Origin of the sequence: Mycobacterium persicum (assembly GCF_002086915.1) — a bacterium.
Classification (GTDB): Bacteria; Actinomycetota; Actinomycetes; order Mycobacteriales; family Mycobacteriaceae; genus Mycobacterium; species Mycobacterium persicum.
In genome coordinates, this window is sequence record NZ_MWQA01000001.1 from 200,811 (window position 1) to 215,856 (window position 15,046).

General features: G+C 65.5%; 15 protein-coding genes and 1 pseudogene. 8 read left to right on the plus strand and 8 right to left on the minus strand.

Going from position 1 to position 15,046, the window contains the following annotated elements; genetic code table 11:
• The coding region (locus tag B4U45_RS00920) for a B12-binding domain-containing radical SAM protein (RefSeq protein WP_219859283.1) at positions 1–798 on the minus strand (798 nt) is incomplete at its 3' end.
• A 131-nt stretch (positions 799–929) separates the two neighbouring features.
• On the minus strand, positions 930–1,628 hold the full coding sequence (locus B4U45_RS00925) for a hypothetical protein (RefSeq protein ID WP_131808280.1): 699 nt from the start codon (positions 1,626–1,628) through the stop codon (positions 930–932).
• Between the two features lie 843 nt (positions 1,629–2,471).
• On the opposite strand from B4U45_RS00925, the gene B4U45_RS00930 reads away from it, so the two are divergent.
• Positions 2,472–4,400: a flavin-containing monooxygenase gene (locus B4U45_RS00930; protein ID WP_075546702.1), complete on the plus strand. Its 1,929-nt coding sequence runs from the start codon at positions 2,472–2,474 to the stop codon at positions 4,398–4,400.
• Positions 4,401–4,410: 10 nt separating this feature from the next.
• A complete protein-coding gene (locus B4U45_RS00935) occupies positions 4,411–5,436 on the plus strand; it encodes an alcohol dehydrogenase catalytic domain-containing protein (protein WP_083156318.1) in 1,026 nt (341 codons plus the stop codon).
• On the opposite strand, the gene B4U45_RS00940 is transcribed toward B4U45_RS00935, so the two are convergent.
• Both B4U45_RS00940 and dtd read right to left on the minus strand, forming a co-directional pair.
• Positions 5,426–6,337 (minus strand): class I SAM-dependent methyltransferase, encoded by a 912-nt coding sequence (locus B4U45_RS00940; protein WP_075546704.1) that lies wholly within the window; start codon positions 6,335–6,337, stop codon positions 5,426–5,428. The two genes, B4U45_RS00935 and B4U45_RS00940, sit on opposite strands and share 11 nt — an antisense overlap.
• A gap of 16 nt (positions 6,338–6,353) precedes the next feature.
• Positions 6,354–6,785, minus strand: coding sequence for a D-aminoacyl-tRNA deacylase (dtd, locus tag B4U45_RS00945; protein WP_075546771.1), 432 nt, complete (start codon positions 6,783–6,785; stop codon positions 6,354–6,356).
• A gap of 57 nt (positions 6,786–6,842) precedes the next feature.
• Here dtd and B4U45_RS00950 point away from each other — a divergent pair, with 57 nt between their 5' ends.
• Positions 6,843–7,145: an MTH1187 family thiamine-binding protein gene (locus tag B4U45_RS00950; protein WP_219859284.1), complete on the plus strand. Its 303-nt coding sequence runs from the start codon at positions 6,843–6,845 to the stop codon at positions 7,143–7,145.
• Here the strand turns inward: B4U45_RS00950 and B4U45_RS00955 are convergent.
• On the minus strand, positions 7,130–7,636 hold the full coding sequence (locus B4U45_RS00955; RefSeq protein WP_219859285.1) for a macro domain-containing protein: 507 nt from the start codon (positions 7,634–7,636) through the stop codon (positions 7,130–7,132). The genes B4U45_RS00950 and B4U45_RS00955 overlap by 16 nt on opposite strands.
• Before the next feature lie 369 nt (positions 7,637–8,005).
• Here B4U45_RS00955 and B4U45_RS00960 point away from each other — a divergent pair, with 369 nt between their 5' ends.
• Positions 8,006–8,380, plus strand: coding sequence for a hypothetical protein (locus B4U45_RS00960; protein WP_158006330.1), 375 nt, complete (start codon positions 8,006–8,008; stop codon positions 8,378–8,380).
• 110 nt (positions 8,381–8,490) lie between these two features.
• A complete protein-coding gene (locus B4U45_RS00965; protein ID WP_449288812.1) occupies positions 8,491–9,759 on the plus strand; it encodes a competence/damage-inducible protein A in 1,269 nt (422 codons plus the stop codon).
• On the opposite strand, the gene B4U45_RS00970 is transcribed toward B4U45_RS00965, so the two are convergent.
• A complete protein-coding gene (locus B4U45_RS00970) occupies positions 9,756–11,018 on the minus strand; it encodes a sialate:H+ symport family MFS transporter (RefSeq protein ID WP_089025074.1) in 1,263 nt (420 codons plus the stop codon). The genes B4U45_RS00965 and B4U45_RS00970 overlap by 4 nt on opposite strands.
• Positions 11,019–11,091: 73 nt before the next feature.
• Between B4U45_RS00970 and B4U45_RS00975 the strand changes: the two genes are divergently transcribed.
• Positions 11,092–12,159 carry an amidohydrolase family protein gene (locus B4U45_RS00975; protein WP_075546709.1) on the plus strand — a complete coding sequence of 356 codons (1,068 nt, stop codon included), beginning with the start codon at positions 11,092–11,094 and terminating at the stop codon, positions 12,157–12,159.
• A 15-nt stretch (positions 12,160–12,174) separates the two neighbouring features.
• Positions 12,175–12,576: a phage holin family protein gene (locus B4U45_RS00980; RefSeq protein ID WP_075546710.1), complete on the plus strand. Its 402-nt coding sequence runs from the start codon at positions 12,175–12,177 to the stop codon at positions 12,574–12,576.
• Between the two features lie 4 nt (positions 12,577–12,580).
• Here the strand turns inward: B4U45_RS00980 and B4U45_RS00985 are convergent, their stop codons facing one another.
• Entirely contained in the window at positions 12,581–13,372 is a 792-nt protein-coding gene (locus B4U45_RS00985; RefSeq protein ID WP_075546711.1) for an enoyl-CoA hydratase/isomerase family protein, read from the minus strand.
• A 274-nt stretch (positions 13,373–13,646) separates the two neighbouring features.
• On the opposite strand from B4U45_RS00985, the pseudogene B4U45_RS00990 reads away from it, so the two are divergent.
• Positions 13,647–14,073: pseudogene (locus B4U45_RS00990) on the plus strand (anti-sigma factor antagonist); the annotation flags it as partial.
• On the opposite strand, the gene B4U45_RS00995 reads toward B4U45_RS00990, so the two are convergent.
• Entirely contained in the window at positions 14,070–15,032 is a 963-nt protein-coding gene (locus tag B4U45_RS00995; protein WP_075546713.1) for an FAD-dependent oxidoreductase, read from the minus strand. The pseudogene B4U45_RS00990 and the gene B4U45_RS00995 sit on opposite strands and share 4 nt — an antisense overlap.
• Positions 15,033–15,046 lie beyond the last annotated feature (14 nt).

Consider the following 15,046-nt stretch of genomic DNA (forward strand, 5'->3'; position numbering starts at 1 on the left):
AAACAAATCATCGGTAATCGACACAAACTCGATACCGAAATCCGACACCAGATAACCGATCTCGTCGACCACCGCATCCACCGACTTGACCCGATAACTGCTGCGCCCCAACATCGCCGACACCGCCCCGGTCCCACAAAACGTGCACCGATACGGACAACCCCGACTGGCGAACACCGACGCGGCAAAACCATCGCCGAGCACCGTCGGCAACTCCTCGCGCGCCGGCCACGGCAATTCGTCGAGATCAACCAACCTCGACGGCGAACACACCACCCCACCGCGCCCGTCGCGGCGCGCCAGCCCCGCAACATCCGCTAGCCCCGCACCATTGACCACCGCCAAAGCCAACTCGGTAAACGCCACCTCGCCATCGCCGACCACCACGAAATCAAAACAGTCATACTCAGCCAAAATGCGCTCGTAGTTCAGTGTGGCGATCACATTGCCCAACGCGATCTGCACACCCTCCCAGCACTGACGCGCCCGCCGCGCCAACCACAACACCTCGGCAAAGGTATCGATACACGAAAACCCCACCAACCGCGGCACACCCGCGACCGCCACCGCAGCCTGCATCGCCTGCCACGTCTGCTCCACACCCTCATGCCCGGCCACCAAACCATTGACCGTCACGACCTCAAGCCCACGCGCCCTGGCGTAAGCCTTGATCGACATCAACCCCAAATGCTCCATCGGCATCGACGAATACACCCACGGACCCCACAGTTTTTGCGCGTCGACATAAGACCGCCCGTTGGCACGCACCCCCGGAGGATTGACCAACAAAACCGTCACGCCACCACCCACCCCACAACCATCAACCAGCACCGAGCACCCGCTCACCCCCGGCCGCCACGCGCGCTTCTTGGCGGCGCCGCCTCAGCCATGCGAGCCTGCGGGAGATGCGCCGAGGTTCCCCGTCATAGTCATGCGGATGGTGGTTCGACGAACTGGATCGCCCGGCCCGGTTCGACAACGTCCGCCTGGCCCCGCCATGAACACTCCTCGATGTACCGTTCGAATATCACGGTTGTCAGCCGAGAGTCCGGATCCATCTGAACGATCCTTGCTACGTTCGGGTTATCCGTCAGTCGGGGTACCTCGACGGTCTGCCAGATGTTGTCGGGGCGCACATCACATCCCACGACTGCGGTTACCGTCCCACTGCAGTTGTCGGCGTATGCCCTGGCCGCGTCGTGCCAAAACCGGACCAGTTCCGGGTCACACTTATTCCATCCCGGAATTGGCTGCATCCCATTTCGTTCGAGCAGCATTTTCAGTGTGGTGCCGTTCGCCTCACCCGCCAGCTGTTCGGCGATTCTCGAACCGTCCGGCCCGACGCTCACTCCCCGCGCATCAAGACCCGACCAATAGTAGGCCGTATCGGGATCCGTCTTTGTCAATTCCACCAGCTCGTCGTATGACGGCAAACTGCCCGGCAGATAGTAGGTGCCAGCGACTACGAGGCCATCGGTTGAATTGCGGAATTCGGGTGTCTTCTCGTCGTCGCTCGGGCTGTCGCTATGCCGGAGATGGTCCTCGCTGCCCGGGCCGGCGGTTGTCGGGCGGCGCGCCACACCTTCCGTCGTCCACGTCTCATCCGACGTGCCGAACAGCCGGTCCATTTCGGCAAGCAGACTTTCGGCATAACCCAGGAACTCGGCCGCCCGCTCGACCGCGTCGACCAACGGGGCCGGATCAGCCGCGAACGGCTCAACCATCGCCGACCTCGCGCAAACCCCGCGCCGACCTCATCTCGTTGATCTGACAAGCGACACCTAGGTGCCCGATCGACGTCCCCGAAATCAGCAAACTCGGTGGCAGCATCAGCAGCCTCGCGTCGTCCGGTCCGGGTCGTCCGGTCGGCCCGCATCTTCGGACGCAACCGCACACGACGAATCCGCGGAACTCCGCATGTTCGCGGCTTCCGCGCGCACGGTGTACTCAGCGTCCATTGCGGCATAGCGTATCGGGAGCCCCGGGGTGCTCGCAATTTGTTGGGCCGAACCGTCTAATGTCGCGCGGTCGATTTGTTGCATCAATTCGCAGCTGCATACCCGCGTTCGGGTGTTGTCGATCCGGTTATCGATCGCTTGGCGTTTTTCACCGTATCGGAATTCTGCGTGGTGGTCAGTATTGAGTCCGAGGGTCGGGAGTATCTGCCTGAATACCAACAAAACAACAACGGATTTTGGTCTTCGCCGACATCCCGCGGGTGGCACAATCGCGCGGACAACTGAAATGTGGACTCGTCACTCCGGCGTTGAGTGACACCGTAGCCCGTTCCCGAAATCGAGGGCCCGAACCGACGTCCCCGATGCGTCTTATCCACGCTGCGCTGTTTGCGCCGCGCACCATAGCGCCGCGAGATTCCCTTGATCGGGCACCCGGCCGCGGGTAGCGTAATGCCAGACAATTACGAAACGCTCAGTATCGTAATTGGGAATCGTGCGAAAGGATCGGCTTCGATGCGCAGCGGGTACGCCGGCCTGCCCTTCACCACCTCCACCCCGGAGATCGCGTCCGCGCTCGACGACGTCAGCATCCCGACACTGTTGCTGTCGCTGGTGCACATCACCGGCGATCCCCGTTTTCTTCGTGACTTCAAGCCGATGGGGCTCTTCCTCAACGAAGTCCAGGGATTCATGTCCGAGGAGGACAAGGCCCGCGCCCGCGCCGAAGCCCTATCGGTAATCTCGCAGTACCGCGACCTCGGCTGCCCCGAACCCGAGCCGCTGAGCATCGACCTGATCCGGGAAATGATGGATTGGGCGGCCTGCGAACACGTTCCCGACGACTACCTACCCCTGGTGCTGGAAGAGATGGACCTCGATGGAGTCGACCCCCGCCGACCCGCCCCCATCCCGTCCGAGCGCGCTGCCCAGCTGCCGGTCGTGGTGATCGGCTGCGGCGAATCCGGAATTCTGGCCGGAATCCGGTTGAAGCAGGCCAACATTCCCTTCACCATCATGGAGAAAAACGCCGGCCCGGGCGGAACATGGTGGGAGAACAGCTATCCCGGAGCCCGGGTTGACGTGGCGAACCATTTCTATTGCTACAGCTTTGAACCCAACAACGACTGGACACATTTCTTCGCCGAACAGTGGGAGCTGCGAGACTATTTCACCCAGGTGATGGACAAGTACGGCGTGTCCGAGCAGGTGCGGTGGAACACCGAGGTACTGGCCGCCGAGTGGCACGACGACGACGGCATGTGGACGGTGTCGTTGCGGTCGCCCGACGGCCAGACCACCGTCAACGCGCGGGCCGTCATCACCGCTGTCGGTCAGCTGAACCGACCGTATATCCCGGCATTCGATGGTGCCGACACGTTCGCCGGACCGTCGTTTCACTCCGCGGCCTGGGACCACTCCGTCGACTTGACCGGCAAAAGGGCCGCGCTGGTCGGGGCGGGGGCCAGTGGCTTTCAGATCGCGCCGGCGATCGCCGGCGGCGTCGAGCAGCTCATTGTCTTCCAGCGCACCGCCCAATGGATGTTCCCCAACCCGATGTATCACGCCGAAGTGGGCGACGGCGTGCGCTGGGCGATGCGGCACCTGCCGTTCTATGGCAGATGGTATCGATTCCTGCTGCTGTGGCCGGGCGCCGACAAGGGACTCGACGCGGCGCGTACCGACCCGACTTACCCCGACCAGGACTATGCCGTCAGCGAGATGAACGCCGCGGCCCGGATGATGTTCAGCCAGTGGATCACCGGCCAGGTCGGTGACGACGACGAGCTGCTGGCGAAGGTGATGCCCGACTATCCCGCCACTGGTAAGCGGACATTGCAAGACAACGGCAGCTGGCTGCAGACCTTGCGACGGGACAACGTCGAATTGGTGCGCACGCCGATCCGGCGAATCACACCCGGCGGCATCGTCACCGAAGACGGTCAGCCATACCCCGTCGACGTCATCATCTACGCCACCGGGTTTCGTCACACCGACGTGTTGTGGCCGCTGAAGATCCTCGGCCGCAACGGGATTGACCTGCGCGACAGCTGGGGCACCCGGCCCTGTGCCTATCTTGGCATCACGGTTCCGGAGTTTCCCAACCTGTTCCTCATCTACGGGCCCGGCACTCATCTGGCCCATGGCGGTAGCCTGATCTTCCAGTCCGAACTCCAGATGCGCTACATCAATCTCTGCCTGGAACACCTGATTGCCAACGATGTGCATTCGATGGAGCCGACGGCTCGAGCCGCCACTGAATGGCATCAGCGTACCCAGGCCGCAATACAGCAGATGGTGTGGTCACATCCGGCCGTCAAACACTCTTACTTCAAGAATGCCGACGGGGAAATCCACACCGTCAGCCCGTGGCGGCTCAGTCAGTACTGGGCGGCGGTGCGAGAACCGGACTGGTCTCAATTCGTTCTGCGACAAAGAAAGTGAGCACCCCGACATGCGCACGGTAGTCATCGACGGGCCGGGAAGCATCGGCGTCGACACCCGTCCGGACCCGGCGCTTACCGGACCCGACGGCGTCATCGTCGCCGTGAGCGCCGCCGGTATCTGCGGTTCGGATCTGCATTTCTACGACGGCGACTATCCACTGGCCGAACCGGTCGCCCTCGGTCACGAAGCGGTCGGCACCGTCGTCGAAGCCGGACCGCAGGTGCGTTCCGTCACGGTTGGTGACCAGGTCCTGGTGTCCTCGGTCGCCGGCTGCGGCGGCTGCGAGGGGTGCGCGACCGGCGACCCGGCGATGTGTCGTTTGGGCCCACAGATTTTCGGTTCCGGCGCGCTGGGCGGCGCGCAGGCCGATCTGCTGGCAGTGCCCGCCGCCGACTTCCAGGTGCTCAAGGTTCCCGATGCGATCACCACCGAGCAGGCGCTGCTGCTGACCGACAATCTCGCCACCGGTTGGGCGGCCGCCCGCCGGGCCGACATATCGTTCGGCGCAACGGTAGCGGTCATCGGTCTGGGCGCGGTCGGGCTGTGTGCGGTGCGCTCCGCGTTCCTTCACGGTGCGGCAACGGTTTTCGCTGTGGACCGAGTCGAGGGCCGGCTGCGCCGCGCCGCGGGATGGGGCGCCACACCCGTCGGCTCGCCGGCGGCGGAGGCCGTTCTTGCCGCCACGGGTGGCCGTGGCGCGGATGCGGTGATCGACGCCGTCGGCACCGACGCGTCCATCACCGACTCGCTGACCGCGGTGCGGCCCGGCGGCACCGTCTCGGTCGTCGGGGTACATGATCTGCAGCCGTTTCCGCTTCCGGCCCTGGCTTGTCTGCTGCGCAGCATCACGCTGCGGCTGACAATAGCGCCGGTGCAGCGCACCTGGGGGGAGTTGATCCCGCTGCTTCGGTCGGGCCGCCTTGACGTCGACGGCATCTTCACCACGGCGCTGCCGTTGGACGAGGCGGCCAAGGGCTACGCGATAGCGGGTTCCCGGTCGGGCGACGACGTGAAGGTCCTGCTCACCCCTTAGTAGCCGTGATGTATTGGGAGTGCATCAAACCGTCGATCTGCACGTCCACCTCCGGAGGCGTCATTCCGTAGCCGGCCTGCAACTCGAGGGTGTTGCGGACGGGTTCAACCACCCACCCGCGCCCGGCCAGCCATTGCGCCGGGTTGGTCTTGTCGTCATAGCTGAGAGCCGAGAAATCCACGTTGCCAGACAGATTGACCCCTGGGTGGGCCGCTTCCAGAGCGGCCAGTTGCTGGTGGTCGATGCGGGTGCCCAAGGCGCCCACGGCAACTCGACTGCCGGGTGCCGACAGTTCGTCGATCCTTGCGAACAGCGCGTCTTGGGCATCGCCGGTCAGATACATCAACAGGCCTTCCACCGACCAGGCGGCGCGTTGTCGCGGATCCAAGCCGGCCGCTTTCAGCCGCTCCGGCCAGTCGGTACGCAGGTCGGCGGGCACCTCGCTGCGGCGGGCTTTGGGCTCGGCGTTCCGCTGGGCCAGAACGCGTGCTTTGAATTCCAGAACTTTCGGCAGGTCGATCTCGAAAACCGTTGTTCCGAAAGGCCAATCGAGTCGATAGGCGCGCGAGTCCAGGCCGGCGGCGACGATCACCGCCTGCCGGATCCCGGCGTCGGCGGCCGACCGGAAGAAGTCGTCGAAAAAGCGGGTCTGCACGCCGTAGAGGCGGGGGAAGGCCGTCTGCTCGTCGGAGGTTACCGGGTTGGCAAGCAGCTCGGTCAAATACGGGTCCCCGGACGCGGCGACGAAGTGTTCGGCATAGTCGTCGTGGACCAGCGGGCGCGGGCCGACGGCATGTAACGCGCGCCATCCCGCCACCAGCAACGCGGTGTAGCCCACGCTACTGACGATGTCCCACTGGTCGTCGTCGGAGCGAAGCGATCCGAATTCAGGTGTTGTCACGGGCCGTCCTCTCGTGTCACAGCTCCAGCATTACCGTCACGGGGCCGTCGTTGACCAAATCCACGTGCATGTGCGCACCGAAGACCCCGGTTTGCACGTGTGCACCCAGGCCTCGCAACGCTTCGGCGAACACCGCTACCAACGGCTCGGCCACAGCGGCCGGTGCGGCGGCGTTCCACGAGGGCCGCCGGCCTTTGACCGTATCCGCATAGAGGGTGAACTGGCTGACCACCAAGATCGGTGCGTGGACGTCGCACGCGGACTTCTCGTCAGTGAGAATCCGTAAGTTCCACAGCTTTTCGGCGAGCCGCCGCGCCTTGTCGGGATCGTCGGTGTGGGTGACGCCGACGAATGCCAGCAGGCCTTGTCGCTCCGGCCGGATGGCGCCGACGACCTTGCCGTCGACTACCACCGCCGCCGACGAGACCCGTTGGACCAGAATCCGCATGGAGTTCGATGCTGCCAGGACGGCTTTGACCGCGAACACGCTGGGTAGTCTCGTCGTATGTCGGTGCTGGTCGCGTTTTCCGTCACTCCGCTGGGCGTGGGGGAGGGGGTCGGCGAGATTGTGGCCGAAGCGGTTCGGGTGGTCCGCGATTCCGGCCTGCCCAATGAGACGGATTCGATGTTCACCGTGATCGAGGGCGATACCTGGGAAGAAGTGATGGCGGTAGTGCAGCGCGCGGTGGAGGCGGTGGCCGCTCGCGCGCCACGGGGGAGCACGGTGATCAAAGCGGGTTGGCGTCAGGGGGCGGTAAACGCGATGACGCAGAAGGTTGCTTCCGGCGAGCGTTATCTGTCGCCTTGAGCCTGCACCGCCGCGGTGAACGCCCGCTCGGCCGCGCCGCCGTGGACGGCAAACCCCACCCGCCGCAGCGAATTCGCTTGGTGCCGACAAACCGCGTCGACCATCAGTCGCGCCGCCTCCTCGACCGGGAATCCGCCGACGCCGGTGCCGAATGCCACCAAGGCCAGCGAGCGGCAGCCCAGCTCGTCGGCCTTGCGCAGGGTCGAAGCGGTGGCGCGGCTAATGATCTCGGCTGAGGTCGCTCCGCCCAGCTCCATCGTCGCCGCGTGGATGACGTAGCGCGCCGGCATCGCGCCCGCGGTGGTTTCGACCGCTTCCCCAAGTCCGATGGGTGCCTTCTCGTTCGATTCGCGCTGCACTTCCGGTCCGCCGGCGCGCGCTATCGCCGCGGCGACGCCGCCGGCGTGGCGAAGTTGAGTGTTGGCGGCGTTGGTGATCGCGTCGAGTTCGAGCTCGGTCACGTCGGCCTGAAGTACCTCTAAGTCGATCATGCACACATTCTCGCGCGCCGAACACCGGCAATCACCCGCCCTGCACGGCGAGCAGATCCGACAGAAATGGCTGAGGCAGCTCGACGGTAGCAGCCGCCAGCCGCCTCGATGGCCGACGATCAACCGGGCAACGCGTCTGCGACCGGGCGCAGTTACCGCGCGAATCTCGGCCAACCGTCAGCTGGGTCGGGTAGTTTGACTCGAGCGCAGAAACCTGGCGCCTTGCAGAAAGGCAGGCACATGGCCCTTGGTCCTACCCCACCACCGGCCCGACGGGCATGAACGCCGACACTCCCACGGAGGGTTTGCCCGGCCAGCCCGGCGAACCCGGCCAGCCGGGTGGTCAGGGCGGGGCAGGTGGCCAAGGCGGTGCCGGCGGGGCCGGGGGCAGAGGTGGCGCCGGAGGTCGAGGCGGACAAGGTGGCCAGGGCGGCGCCGGCGGGCCGGGTGGCCACGGTGGCCCGGGTGGCCAAGGCGGTCGAGGGGGGGACGGCGGCATGGGCGGAGCCCCAGGCCCCGGCGGTCAGCCCGGTCAGGGCGGGGCGGGTGGCCCCGGTGGCGCCCCCGGAACCGGCGGTCGACCGGGCCAGCCCGGTCAGCCGGGCCAGCCCGGGCAACCGGGCCAACCCGGCGAACCAGGACGACCGGGCAATTAGTATCCGCCGGACGCCTGCGGCCGAGCCCCAGGGCACCGGCCACTGTTCCTTTCGGCTGATCGTCGGCCATCCGCGTCGTATTCGCTGAGGACCTGCATTGCGGGTTCTCACACCAGGCGATCGCCTTCCCGAGCCAATTTTTGCCTCGCCTGGCGAGGCCTAACGACACCGCGATAGCCGGTACGTAGGCTCGTGCCGGTGAGCGCACGCGCGGGCATCGTTGTCACCGGTACCGAAGTCCTGACCGGGCGGGTCCAAGACCGAAACGGGCCTTGGATCGCCGATCGGCTGCTGGAGCTGGGGGTAGAGCTGGCTCACATCACCATCTGCGGCGACCGCCCCGCCGACATCGAGGCACAACTGCGCTTCCTGGCCGACCAAGGCGTGGACCTGATCGTCACCAGCGGGGGGCTGGGGCCGACGGCCGACGACATGACGGTCGAAGTGGTGGCCCGGTTCTGTGGCCGCGCGCTGGTACTGGACACCGCGGTCGAAAACACCATCGCCAACATCCTCAAGAAGCTGATGGCCCACTTCAACCCGGGCGACTTCGAAGCGGTCCGGGCAGCCAACCGCAAGCAGGCCATGGTCCCGGCCGGCGCGCAGGTGCTCGATCCGGTGGGGACCGCGCCGGGTGTCGTCGTGCCCGGAAGGCCGGCGGTGATCGTGCTGCCGGGGCCCCCGCGTGAGCTTCAACCCATGTGGCACAAGGCAATTCAGACGCCCGCCGCACAAGAGGCGATCGCCGGCCGAACCGTCTACCGACAGGAGACCCTGCGGATGTTCGGCCTGCCCGAGTCCGGTCTTGCCGAGACCCTACGTGCCGCACAGGCATCCATCCCCGGCTACGACCGGCTCGAGATCACCACCTGCTTGCGGCGCGGCGAGATCGAAATGGTTACCCGATACGAGCCACCCGACGCGGACGTGTACGCGCAGCTGACCCAGCTGCTCCGAAAGGAGCACAGCGAACAGCTCTACTCCGAAGACGGTTCCCAGGTCGACGATGTAATCGCCCGGCTGCTGGCTGGCCGGCGGATAGCAACCGCCGAATCCTGCACCGCCGGACTGCTTTCGGCACGGCTGACCGATCGTCCCGGTTCGTCGGACTACGTGGCCGGCGGCGTGGTCGCCTATTCCAACGACGCGAAAACCGAGTTACTGGGCGTCGACCCGGCCCTGATCCAGACGCACGGCGCGGTGTCGGAACCGGTGGCCGAGGCGATGGCGGCGGGTGCGGTGCAACGCTTCGGCGCCGACACCGCCGTCGCGATCACCGGGGTCGCCGGTCCGGCAGGGGGGACGGCGGACAAGCCGGTGGGGACGGTGTGCTTCACGGTGCTGCTTGACGATGGCCGCACACTCACCCGCACGCTGCGGCTCCCCGGCAACCGGTCCGACATCCGCGAGCGCTCCACCACGGTGGCCATGCATCTGCTGCGACGCACCTTGCGGGGCGCGGATTAGGTGACTTGCGCTGGCAATAGGGAACTTTCGGCAGTACCGAAGCGGACTCCGGTGGCGTCCTTGCCGATCATGGCGAGGACCGCGACCGCGGTCAGCACCGGCACGATCGTCGCCGCCAGCGCAAAGGGATACCCGTGCGATGCGGCCAGGTGTTCCTGAATGGGCAGGTTCAGCGCCGCCAACAGGTTGCCGAGCTGGTAGGTCACACCGGGATACAGACCACGAATGGCGTCCGGCGACATCTCGGTGAGATGAGCGGGGATCACCCCCCAGGCACCCTGCACACAGATCTGCATCAGGAACGAACCCAGGCACAACATCGCCGCGGTGTGCGAGTAAGCGAACAGCGGCACGATCGGCAACCCCAAGACCGCGCAGAAAACGATGGTGTAGCGGCGGCTGAAGCGCTGCGACAGCGTACCGAAAACCAGGCCGCCGATGATGGCGCCGATGTTGTAGACAACCGCGATCCAGCGGGCGGTCGCGGTGGACAGCCCGGCCCCCTGGTCGGTGGTCGCGGTCAAGAAGGTGGGGTAGACGTCCTGGGTGCCGTGGCTCATCCAGTTGAACGCGGTCATCAGCAGCATCAGGTAAAAGAACCGGCGGATGATCGCGGCGCTGCCCAGCACGTCACGAATTCGGGTCTTGGTGAGCCGCATCCGGTCCTGCGCGGCTTCCCACACCTCGGATTCCTTCACCCGGTAGCGGATGATCAGGCTGATCAGAGCCGGGATGATGGAAAGACCGAACAGCCAGCGCCACGACAGGCCCAGCCAGTTCACAACCAGCAGGCAGGCCAGGGTGGCCAGCAGATAGCCGAATGCGTAGCCCTCTTGCAGCAGCCCGGAGAAGAACCCGCGCCGGCCGACGGGCACCTTCTCCATCGCCAGCGCGGCACCCAGCCCCCACTCGCCGCCCATCCCGATGCCATACAGCAGGCGCAGGATCACCAGTACGGTGAAGTTCGGCGCGAAGGCGCACAGGAATCCGACCACCGAATACAACATCACGTCGACCATGAGCGGAATGCGCCGGCCGACGCGATCGGCCCACAGCCCGAACAGCAGCGCACCCACCGGGCGCATCGCCAGAGTGGCCGTCGTGACGAATGCGACTTCAGTCTTGGTGTGGTGGAAGGTTTTTGCGATGTCGGCGTAGACCAGCACCACGATGAAGTAGTCGAAGGCGTCCATCGTCCAGCCCAAGAACGCCGCAATGAACGAGTTTCGCTGGTCGACGGTCAGCCCCGGTGTCGTCACGTCAGCATCGTGCAGCACGGGGGCCATCCCGCGAACGTTGGGGTTGGCCGAGCGCGCGAGTAACTTCGGGAACATGCGAATCATCGATGCCGACGGACACGTCGCCGAAAACGCGTCATTGGCCATCGAAGCACTCAAGCGCTGGCCGGAATACGTGCAACCCAGCAGCGACGGACGACCAGGGCTGCGGATCGAAGGTCGTAACTACCCGGAGGACACGGGGCCCGGTGCCGGTTGCCCACCCCAGCACGGGATCACCACGGCAGGCGATATCCACACGGCGACCGCCGAGGGTGTGCTGGGTGACGCCGACCGCGATCACCTCGACACGATGGTGCTCTATCCCAGCCTCGGGTTGTGCGTGCCCAGCCTGGAAAACCCTGACTTCGCAGCCGGTTTCGCGCGTCTGTACAACCAGTGGATCGCCGATTTCTGCGCGCCGTCCAACGGACGGCTACGCGGGGTCGCCGTGACCCCGATCGAACACGGGCAGGTGGCCGTCGACATCATGGCCGAGGCCAAAGACCTCGGGCTGGTCGCCACCCTGGTTCCGCCGGCCCTCAAGACGCGCAACCTCGACCATCCTGACCTCGACCCGTTCTACGCCGCCGCCATCGAGCTGGAGATGCCGCTCGGGATTCACGGCGCCCCGGGTATTCACCTGCCCAAGATTGGCGTGGACCGCTTCACCAACTACATCCAGGTGCACTGCATCAGCTTTCCGTTCGATCAGATGACCGCGATGACCGCGCTGGTTTCCGGCGGCGTCTTCGAACGCCATCCTCGATTGCGGGTGGCCTTCCTCGAGGCGGGCGCCGGCTGGGTTCCGTTCTTCATCGATCGCCTGCACGAGCACTACGAGAAGCGCGGCGACTGGATCGAGGGCGGCTGGCGCCACGACCCCCAGGACTACTGGCGGGCCGGCAACATCTGGGTGACCTGCGAGCCGGAGGAGCCGATCCTGCCGGGTGTGATCGACGTACTCGGCGACGACTTCATCATGTTCGCCAGCGACTACCCGCACTGGGACGGCGAATGGCCGGAGAGCACAAAGCATCTGCGCACCCGGTCCGACATCAGCGAAGAGTCGCGGGAAAAGATCGGCGGCCGCAACGCCCAGCGCTTCTACGCGCTGAATTGATGGCAGGATCGGCGCATGGGTCCTTTTCTGGTGCGTGCGGCGTTGACGGGTTTTGCGTTGTGGGTGGTGACCCTGTGCGTTCCGGGGGTGCGCTTTGTCGGAGGTGATACGACGTTGCAGCGGGTGGGCATCATCTTCGTCGTCGCGGTCATCTTCGGATTGGTTAATGCATTCATCAAGCCGATCGTGCAATTCCTGTCGATCCCGCTGTACATCCTCACCCTCGGCCTTTTTCACATCGTCATCAACGCGTTCATGCTGTGGATCACCGCCCAGATCACCAAAGACACGACCCATTGGGGCCTGCAGATAGACCATTTCTGGTGGAGCGCCATCTGGGCGGCGATCCTGTTGTCGATCGTGAGCTGGATATTGTCGCTGCTGACTCGCCGCGCTGCGCGCAGCCGCAATAGCTGAGCGGTCAGCGCGCCTGCCATCGCGGCGGTCGTTTCTCGGCGAACGCGCGCGGTCCTTCCTTGGCGTCCTGCGTCTGGAAAATGCGGTCGCTGTGCCGGGTCTCGTTGTCGTATGCCGACTCCAGGTCGAGTGCCAGCCCTTCGACGGCGCATTGCTTGGTTGCCGATACCGCTAGGGGAGCGTTGGCGGCGATCCGCGCGGCGTAGTCATAGGCGGTATCCATCAGCCGGGCGGCCGCGACCACGCGGTTGATCAGCCCCATGGCCAGCGCGCGCTGCGCGTCCACCAGGTCGGCGGTCAGCAGCAGCTCCATCGCCAGCGCATAGGGAATCTGGCGTGGCAGTCGCACCGTGCTACCGCCGCCCGCGAAGAGTCCGCGTTTGGGCTCCATCACCGCGAAACGTGCCTCGGGTACGGCCACCCGGATGTCGGTGAGCCCCAGCATCTCGAATCCGCCCGCGACACACGTGCCGTTCACCGCGGCAACGATCGGCTTGTGGACCGGAAACCGATGCAACACCGCATGGATGGCGTCGTCCTTGTTCCACCCTTCGGGCCGGGGGAGATCACCGGTCAGCTCGGGGATGAACTTCTTGAGGTCGGCTCCGGTGCAGAAGTCGTGCCCGACGCCGGTGACGACGGCGACCCAGGCATTGGCGTCATCGCGAAAGGCGGCCCAGGCGTGGGCGAGGTCACGGAAATGCGCCATGTCGAGAGAGTTACGCGCCTCGGGCCGGTTGATTGTGATGGTGACAATGTGGTCGAGGTGGTCATGCTGCGTGTAATCGATGCTCACCGCGTTATCGGCCGGTTTCTCTTAGCAGTAGCAAGCTTTGATCAGATAGTAGTGATGCCGCCGCGCCCGGTGGTCGCACAGCCAAGAACATGGCTGCCGTCATGAATTACGCAAAATTTGGTTTTAGACATCCTTCTTTTTCAGGATCTGTTACACATATGCTTACTACCACTGTGAAAACAGGGCACTCCTAGCCAGGACGATCACCCGCGCGCCTTCCCATAGCCAGGACGGCAGCACTTAGCACCACACGACGGACGGGACGTTGCACAAGATGGACACTGTCGCGCTCGGAGCATCCGGTCCCGCGAGCACGCGGCTGAGTTTGCAATTGGGTGACGCGCAAAGCGGTCTACGGGCGGTCACCGAATCTAGTGGCTCGGCTGTTGTGGTCCACGTCGGTGGTGACATCGATGCCAGTAACGAGACAGTCTGGCAACGGTTGGTGACCCGCAGCGCCGCCATCGCCATCGCGCCGGGGCCGTTCGTCATCGACGTCAGAGACCTCGAGTTCATGGGGTCGTGCGCGTATGCCGTGCTGGCGCAGGAATCGGTGCGGTGCCGCCGTCGTGGTGTGAACCTGCGGCTGGTCAGCAACCAGCCGATCGTGGCCCGCACCATCGCCGCGTGCGGTCTGCGTCGCCTGCTGCCGATGTACACCTCGGTCGAGAACGCGCTGGCGCCGCCGGCCTGAAGCTCATTGCGCGCCGAGGAGGCGCGCCACGTCCCGCGCACATCCCCATGAAAGCGTTACTCCGTTGGCGCTGTGACCGTAGTTGTGGATACACCGCGCCCGGCCGAGCGGCTCGGACTCCACCCGCACCGACGGACGGTCCGGACGCAGCCCGGTGATCGTCTCGATCACCGCGGCCTGGCCAAGCCGCGGCTCGATTCGCCGGCAGCGCTGCAGGATCCGGTCGGTCACCGTGGGGTCCGCGGTCGTGTCCCAGCGGTCGGCGATACTGATGCCGCCGCAGACCACGCGCTGCGGGTGGGGGAAGTAGCAGACCCATTCCGGGGAGTCGTTGCGTTCCAGAAATATCTGCTGCAGACCGGGATTGACCATGACAACGTGCTGGCCGAACAGCGGCCGCAAGGTGTCGTCGCCGGTCAGCTCTGCGGCGCCGAGACCGGCGCAGTTCACCACGATCGGTGCGGCGTCGGTGGCCTCGGCCAGCGACCGCACCGGACGGATCTCGATCTCGCAGCCGGCCGCGGCCAACCGCTTGGTCAGGTATTCGAGGTAGTGGGGCATGTCGATCATGGGCAGCGTGGAGCGAAACCCGGCCGGAAAGCCTTCGGGTATTTCGGCCGGATCGGCCGGCCGCAGGTCGGGGATCAACGCGACCTGCGGCGGCAGCGCCGCGCCCACGGGTACGTCACCGACAGTCAGGGCCGGCGCCATGCGAACTCCGGTGGACGGGTCTGTGCCGAGTTCGCCGAACACGCGCAGCGATTCCGCCGCCCAAGCCAACGTCTTGGCGACAGGCTCGGTGAACACCGGGCCCCACACCGCCCCAGCCACCGCCGAGGTCGTGTCCTGCGGCATCGCGGCGGTCCAGATGTGCACCGGCCATCCCGCTTCGGCCAGGCACAGCGCTGAGGTCAATCCGCTGACGCCGGCACCGATGACGACGACCTGTTGTACACGGTCAGCCACAGCAGCGTCACCCG